The organism is Planktotalea sp. (genome assembly GCF_039984035.1).
GTDB lineage: Bacteria > Pseudomonadota > Alphaproteobacteria > Rhodobacterales > Rhodobacteraceae > Planktotalea.
Map to the genome: position 1 here is coordinate 1 of NZ_JBDWVM010000406.1, position 6665 is coordinate 6665.

The 6665-nt window shown below is 54.0% G+C and carries 5 protein-coding genes, 1 pseudogene and 1 riboswitch; of the genes and pseudogenes, 3 read left to right on the forward strand and 3 right to left on the reverse strand.

The features are described from left to right. From ABJQ89_RS17710 to ABJQ89_RS17720, 3 genes and pseudogenes are all read left to right on the forward strand, one after another. Positions 1 to 292, forward strand: a pseudogene (locus ABJQ89_RS17710) (acetyl-CoA C-acyltransferase); the annotation flags it as partial. Between the two features lie 2 nt (positions 293 to 294). Beyond that, positions 295 to 885, forward strand: coding sequence for a hypothetical protein (locus ABJQ89_RS17715; protein ID WP_348497482.1), 591 nt, complete (start codon positions 295 to 297; stop codon positions 883 to 885). Between the two features lie 119 nt (positions 886 to 1004). Next, positions 1005 to 3206, forward strand: coding sequence for a 3-hydroxyacyl-CoA dehydrogenase NAD-binding domain-containing protein (locus ABJQ89_RS17720; RefSeq protein WP_348497483.1), 2202 nt, complete (start codon positions 1005 to 1007; stop codon positions 3204 to 3206). A 117-nt stretch (positions 3207 to 3323) separates the two neighbouring features. Here ABJQ89_RS17720 and ABJQ89_RS17725 read toward each other — a convergent pair whose 3' ends face one another. The 3 genes from ABJQ89_RS17725 to ABJQ89_RS17735 form a co-directional block, all read right to left on the reverse strand. Further along, positions 3324 to 4568, reverse strand: coding sequence for a D-amino acid dehydrogenase (locus tag ABJQ89_RS17725; RefSeq protein ID WP_348497486.1), 1245 nt, complete (start codon positions 4566 to 4568; stop codon positions 3324 to 3326). A 137-nt stretch (positions 4569 to 4705) separates the two neighbouring features. After that, a riboswitch (glycine riboswitch) is annotated at positions 4706 to 4792 on the reverse strand. 282 nt (positions 4793 to 5074) lie between these two features. Continuing rightward, on the reverse strand, positions 5075 to 5680 hold the full coding sequence (locus ABJQ89_RS17730) for a Hint domain-containing protein (protein WP_348497484.1): 606 nt from the start codon (positions 5678 to 5680) through the stop codon (positions 5075 to 5077). Between the two features lie 184 nt (positions 5681 to 5864). Beyond that, a complete protein-coding gene (locus tag ABJQ89_RS17735; protein WP_348497485.1) occupies positions 5865 to 6509 on the reverse strand; it encodes a sulfotransferase family 2 domain-containing protein in 645 nt (214 codons plus the stop codon). Positions 6510 to 6665: the final 156 nt, after the last annotated feature.

Below are 6665 nucleotides of genomic sequence, written 5' to 3' on the forward strand. Positions count from 1 at the left end.
CGAGAAAATCCTCGCCGATAACGGCATGGCAATTTCCGACATCGATCTGTTCGAAGTGAACGAAGCCTTCGCTTCCGTTGTTATGCGCTTCATGCAGGCGTTTGATGTGGATCACGACAAGGTCAACGTGAACGGCGGATCAATCGCAATGGGTCACCCACTTGGTGCGACTGGCGCGATGATCATCGGCACGCTGCTGGATGAGCTTGAGCGCACAGGCAAAGGTGTCGGCCTTGCAACGCTCTGCATCGCATCTGGCATGGGTGCAGCGACAATCATCGAGCGTATGTAACGATGAGCTCGTCCAATGATCCGAAAATCGATCCGATAGCGGCGGCCGAGGACGAAGCTTTGCTTCTTCCTCGTTCTCCGGCGCTTATCCAAATGGAAAAGGATGCCTTGGCAGAGCAGGTGAGGGAAAGTGAAGCCCTTCACATCTACCAAGATTTCATCGACAGCATGAGCGAATGCAACATGACCGGCGATTTGGCAGTTTGGTGCGATCTGCACGCGCTGCCCTTTACCGTTCATCTCGATGATCTCGATAGTATCGTTGACACGCATGACCATACTAGGAAGTTCCTTGAGATGTTGACCGAGCTGGTTGAGGAACATGGCATCGATCAAATCATCCGGATCGGGGACAGTGCAAAACGGATCGGTGATGATCAGATCGAGGGATATCATACCTGTTATCTCTTAAAAAACGGCGACGAAGTTTTAGAGCCCGTTGATTCACGTCTGCGCATCCAAAAGATACGCGCACGTTGGCGTGTCGTCGAAGTCACAAACAACCTCAGTAACCAACAGTATCCGTATATCAGGCCGATGGTCTCGGACGGGCTGCAAACATCACATGCGATTAAGAGCCGAATGAAGGACTAATTCAGTCCCAAATCAAGCGAAGCAACACAAGACAACGGAGCGAATTTGGAAGGCGGAATGATGATCAAGAACCCAATGATCTCTTCCTCAGCCGATCGCCTCGAAACAGGAGATAAACTATGACCGACTTTACCATGATCAAAGATGCCGAGGGCATCGCCACGATCACATGGGATGCCGTTGGCAAGACCATGAACGTCATGAACCAACAAGGTTTTGAAGACCTAGAAGCACACATCGACGACGCGCTAGGGGATGAGGCCGTGAAAGGCATCATTATCACCTCTGGCAAGCCTGACAGCTTTGCGGGCGGTATGGATTTGAACATCCTTGCGGACATGAAAACCGCAACGGCGGGCGATCCAGCCAAAGGCCTCTTCGAGGGCATCATGAGAACCCACACCCTGATGCGCAAAATCGAACGCGCAAACATGGATGCGAAAACCAACAAGGGCGGCAAGCCGATTGCCTCTGTGCTTCCGGGCACTGCGGTTGGTATCGGCCTTGAATTGCCGCTCTGTACGCACCGCATTTTCTGCGCGGATAATCCGAAGGCGAAAATCGGTCTGCCGGAAATCATGGTCGGCATTTTCCCGGGTGCAGGCGGGACAACACGTTTCGTGCGCAAGATGGGCGCGATGGCAGCATTCCCCTTCCTTCTCGAAGGTAAATTGCTGAACCCAGCCAAGGCCAAAGCCGCTGGCATGATCGATGAAGTCTCTGCCGATCCGATGGCCGATGCGCGCGCTTGGGTGCTCTCAGCAAAAGACGCGGACCTGCTGAAACCTTGGGATGCGAAGGGCTACAAAATGCCCGGCGGCGCGCCCTACCACCCTGCTGGCTTCATGACATTCGTCGGTGCCTCCGCAATGGTCAACGGCAAAACCCAAGGCGCGTTCCCAGCGGCCAAGGCGGTTCTCTCTGCGGTCTATGAAGGCGCGCTCGTGCCATTCGACACAGCGCTCAAGATCGAGGCCCGTTGGTTCACCAACATCCTGATGAACCCGTCCTCCAGCGCGATGATCCGTTCGCTCTTCCTCAACAAAGAGGCGCTTGAAAAAGGCGCGGTGCGTCCGAAAGACGTACCAGATCAGCGCGTCAAAAAGATCGGCGTTCTGGGCGCGGGCATGATGGGCGCAGGTATCGCGCTTGTGTCCGCACAGGCAGGCATGGAAGTCGTGTTGATCGACCAAAGCCAAGAAAGCGCAGACAAGGGCAAGGCCTACTCTGCCTCGTTCATGGACAAGGGCATCAAACGCAAGAAAGCCACCGAAGAGAAGAAAGAGGCGCTGCTGTCCAAGATCACAGCAACCACCGATCTCAATGCTCTCGAAGGCGCGGACCTGATCATCGAGGCGGTCTTTGAGGACCCAGCCGTCAAAGCCGACATCACAGCCAAGGTGGAAGCGGTCATTCCAGAAGATTGCATCTTCGCTTCCAACACCTCCACCCTACCCATCTCTGACCTTGCCAAGGCATCCAGCCGCCCAGAGCAGTTCATCGGCATTCACTTCTTCTCCCCCGTGGAAAAGATGCTCTTGGTTGAGATCATCAAAGGCAAGGAAACCGGTGATCGTGCAACGGCTAAAGCGCTCGATTATGTGCGCCAAATCCGCAAGACGCCAATCGTTGTGAACGATGCGCGCTTCTTCTATGCGAACCGCTGCATCATTCCATACGTGAATGAGGGCGTGCGCATGGTTGGCGAAGGCGTAGAACCTGCACTGGTCGACAACGCGGCGCGTATGCTCGGCTTCCCTGTCGGTCCTTTGCAGCTCAACGATGAGACCTCTATCGATCTCGGCGTAAAGATTGCCAAAGCGACCAAAGCAGCGCTCGGCAACGCTTACGACGCTGGCGCAGCAGATGATGTTCTGTTCTACCTCTTCGATCAGGGTCGTTTGGGACGCAAGGCGAATGCGGGCTATTACGAGTATGACGAAAAGGGCAAGCGCATCGGCATCTGGGGCGGTCTTCGCGACAAGTTCCCAGTCGCAGACGAGCAGCCAGAACTCACAGACGTGCAGCACCGTTTGATGTTCTCTCAGTGCCTCGAGGCCGTTCGCGCGCTCGAAGAAGGCGTTCTGATGGACATCCGAGAAGGCGACGTTGGCGCGATCCTCGGCTGGGGCTTTGCGCCTTGGTCCGGCGGCCCGCTGTCATGGCTCGACATGCTCGGCTCTGCCTACGCAGCTGAGCGCTGTGATGAGTTGGAAGCAAAATACGGCCAGCGTTTCGCTTGCCCGCCGCTCCTGCGCGAAATGGCGGAGAAGAACCAAAGCTTCTATGGCCGCTTCGGCGTTGAGGCAGCAGCCGCGTAAGCGACGCAGTACATAAATCGATAAAAGGGCACGCACTGCGCGTGCCCTTTTGCATTTCGAGGTGCCCACTGCCCGCTGTTTTTAGCTCAATTCACCGATCAAGAGGGCCTTTCAGACCTAACCTGCAAATTGGAAGCTGTTTTTTTGACTCGCTTGCAAAATATTGTCGGCCACGATTTCTGCTGTTGCTGCGGATAACGTCCAGCCCAGATGCCCGTGTCCTGTGTTGTAGAACACCTGCGGCGAACGCCCTGCGCCGACCCGTGGCATCATGTTCGGCATCATCGGACGCAGACCTGCCCATGGGATTGCGTGTTCAGTGCTGATGTCTGGAAACAGGTTTTCCACCCATTTGACCAAGGGCGCAATGCGATCATCGCGAATGTCCTTGTTGTAACCGTTAAACTCAGCTGTCCCTGCAACGCGGAATTTGTTTGGCCCTAAACGAGACGTCACAATCTTTGCTTTGTCATCCAGCAATGACACCCAAGGCGCTGCGCCGCGGCTGGCGTCATCATCCATCTGCACGGTAATCGAATAGCCCTTAACGGGATAAATATTCACACGGTCCCCGACCTGCGCTGCCAAATCCCGTGATCGCACGCCAGCACAGATGACAATGCCGTCAAAATGATCAGAAACTTTGCCCGATTTATCAGACCAACCGACATCGACACCGGTCGAGTGTTTGGTCAAACTCGCCACCTGCGCCCCATAATGAAACACTACGCCGCGCCGTTTGCACGCAGCGCCCAACCCTTTGGCATAGCTGTGAATATCACCGGTAAAATCGCTTTCGGTGTAATATCCACCATAGAGATCACCTTGCAACGCCGGTTCAATCTTTTGCATCTCGCTTGGGGTAACCGCGTGGCGTTCCAGCCCACCTTCTGCCAGTAAATCGTTGACCTTGGCCGCTTTGTCGAAATCGGGCTTGCAGTCATAGACATGTAAGATTCCGCGCTGTTCAAGATCAAAATCAAATCCCTCGGCAGCCGCATGACCGCGCAACAGATCACGGGCGGAAATGGCCAGTTGAACCGTTTCGATGGTGTTGGCTTTGTAGTTGGGAATGTTGGACATAAATTCCGCCATCCACGAATATTTGTGCCAGCTTGGTTTGGGGTTCACCAACAACGGCGCACCACGTTGTGTCATCCATTTGATCCCCTTGAAGATGGTGGACCACTGCGTCCAAACCTCGGCATTCGACGCGCTCAGTTGTCCGCCATTGGCAAAGGATGTTTCCATCGCAGCGTAGCGATTTTTGTCAAAAACAGTAACCTCGAAACCGCGGTTCAACAAAGCATAAGCCGTTGTAATTCCAGTAATTCCAGCGCCAATAACAGCAATTTTACGCATGATACGTCCCTCCAAGCCGGATAAACCGGCTATGAACCCATCTGTCGCTGAACCTGAGAGTTTTGCCCCATGATGGTCATTTGACACATCGGGGTTGCTCCTTCGGTGGGGCTTTCGCCCGCTCTCCAGATTGTTGCTCCTGATCCGCGGTCCTTTTGCCTGAGAGTTTCCGGGACGTTGCTCCTTCGGCGCCGAGTTGCCTCGATCTCTCCCGCGGGGGAGATATCGGGGTTATCGATGTTTCCTATACGAAACACAACGGATTTTTCATCGCATTAACGGATTTTTGAAGGGCCATCGCTCAGCGCTCATCCCTCCCAATGCTTTGCGCTTCACATCATTGGATATCAAAACACAGGGGGTCTAACGTTTGCCCCACCGTTGATGGCTGTCCAATTGCGCGTTTGCGCACCGCAGCCTAGATGCTGTGACGGGGCCAAGCCCTTCTTGCGGTGCTGCCTTCAAGCGCAAAATATTTGGCAGATCCTCGATCGCAAACGCCTGACTTAGAAGCTGTAGAACTTCGAATAAAGCTCTTCCAAGACGTCATATGTCTCTTTCGCATCAAGCACTTTGTACTCTGGCCCGACGTGTTCTTCGGTCAACAGATCAAAGGCACGCGGAACAAAGTACAACACGCCGCTTTCGCCATAGATCACCTCGTCGTCTTCGAATTCGAGAATGATCACTTGGATCGGCTCAACGGGCGCTGATGTCCCCGCAAGACCGTAACTTTCAATCGCGCTTGGCATCAGAACCGCGAAAGGGTCGCCGCGATGGTCTTCGGCAGCTTCGCTCTCAACCATGACGCCCTGCATGGGGAGAAGACTGACAGGGCGCGTGTTTTCGACAAACCCCGTCTCGATGCGGAGCGGGCGCAGAGCCTCTGGGCACTCGCCGTTGCCATCCCACAAAGTCACGCGCCGCATGCCAACAATGGCGCGGAACCCATGATCAAACGTCAGAACTGAATCGCCAAGGCACAGTGCCTCAACATCGCGCCAACCCACATTTGTCGCCACCCGAGTTCCAACAAGAATACCTGTCGCTTCGCTGACAAGTTCGGTTTTGACTTGCGCCGTTTGACGGATTGATTTCGTCCAGTCCAACATTTTCATTTCCCCGTTTAGTTTGTCGCTCTAGGGCAGCAGGGCGACGTAGCAGTTAGGCAAATGTGCCTACAACTCACGGCTGCGAAACGTCCAAAAAAGGGCAAGAAAATGTCAGTGTTTCCAATTTATCATAAATGCACTGAAAACTTTCACATTCCGCCCTCAGGGCGCGAAACAATCAATCTTAGAATTGGTAATTAAATCTCGTGACGTCTTCGGCGCATAATTCCCCCAGAAACGCTGCCAACGATTCGTCGTAGTAGCCTCGATAATTTTCCGAACGATTCGAGGTATTTACTTGACCCAAGGTCAGTGAAAAACCCAAATGCTCTTCAACGACGCGCAGGTCTTGTTCCAAAAACTCCATGCGCACATAGGCGGCACATCTTTCCAGCCCGCGTGCATCCGTCATGTAGCGAGAGGCCGGATTGGCACGAAACGCAGCGACTGTGTTTTCGTGGCGCAAAAATTCCGGAAATCTAAGCGCTTTGGACAACCCAACCGCAGGGTGTGAAAAGCTCTGTGCGCGGAGCCAATGATAGTAACTCACAGCACGATCCCACGGATTGCGTACGAGGGTAAAACAGAACATTTCATCCAGCTCTGAGGCGCTGACAATGCCGTCGATATCAGCCAGTGTAGAATGCTTCCAAAGCCGCCCGCTTGGCTGCAACTCCTCAAGACGCTTTTTGCGCCGCTTCGCTTTGGGCGTGTCACCAATAATGATGTCGTCCTTAGCCGCGCGATCCTCTAGCGCGAGGGTTAAAGAGGTACCAGCGGTCTTCGGGATATGCACAAAGATGTATTTGCGCGCTTTTGAAATGATCACAGACCGCTCCTTTCTGACTGCAACAAAGGTGCCCCGTTACGCGTCAGATCGCAACGCAATTAGACTGCCCGCCCCGGCGATCATCACAATCCCTAAAATCTGCTGCAGCCCGACTGTTTCACCGAAGAGCAGATAAGCAAACAGCGGTCCAAAGAT